The sequence below is a fragment of the Halobacillus litoralis genome (genome assembly GCF_009856445.1).
In the GTDB taxonomy this organism is placed as follows: domain Bacteria; phylum Bacillota; class Bacilli; order Bacillales; family Halobacillaceae; genus Halobacillus; species Halobacillus litoralis.
This window is the reverse complement of the sequence record NZ_WMFA01000035.1, coordinates 1-690: the sequence shown is the minus strand read 5'-3', so window position 1 is coordinate 690 and position 690 is coordinate 1. Positions and strand designations below refer to the sequence as shown.

1 protein-coding gene is annotated in these 690 nt (G+C 65.2%); it reads right to left on the bottom strand.

Annotated features, from left to right (window positions below; translation table 11 throughout):
• The coding region (locus tag GLW00_RS21000; RefSeq protein ID WP_160917078.1) for a GGDEF domain-containing protein at nt 1–690 on the bottom strand (690 nt) is incomplete at both ends.

The window sequence follows — 690 nt, the reverse complement described above, 5'->3', positions numbered from 1 at the left end:
GGCTTCCTCCGTACCGCAGTTGTCCAGAATGATGACGAACTGGTCGCTGGCCACCCGGGCAAGGGCATCGCGCTGGCGCAGACGGCCCGACATCATGCTGCTGATTTCCCGCAGGTAGCGGTCGCAGCCACCGGAGCCAAAGCGGGCGTTGAGGGTGCTGAAACCGTCCAGATCCAGGTGCACCAGGGCGTGGGGTGTGCCGGCCTCACGCTGGAGGCTCAGGGCACGGTGCAGGCGCTGGAGGATCTCGCGGCGGTTAAGCAGCCCCGTCAGCGGATCGTGCCGGTTCAGGTAGTGGACGTGATCCTCGCCATCCAGCTGGGAAACCCGTTTGTCCCGGGCCACCTGCGCCGCCCCGAGCAGTTCCCCGCCTGGGGAGAAGATGCGGTTGAACTGGATCTCGTAGACCGTCTGCTGTTCCTCGGACTGCGCCAGGGGCATCTCGATGCAGAAGCCTTCCTGGCTCATGGCGCGTTCCCACAGGCGGGCGTAGAGGCGCCGTTCCCCCGGGTAGTCCGCGAGCAGATCGGTGAGCTGGTCGCCCACATTGGGCATGACCCCGAAGGCGGCCTGGAAGGCATCATTGTAGGCCTGGTTGACCGCGACGATTTCCAGTTCCGGGTTCATGATGACGATCCGATCGTTCGAGGCGGCCAGCACGCTTTCGGTACGGTACTTCCAGACCTGGGC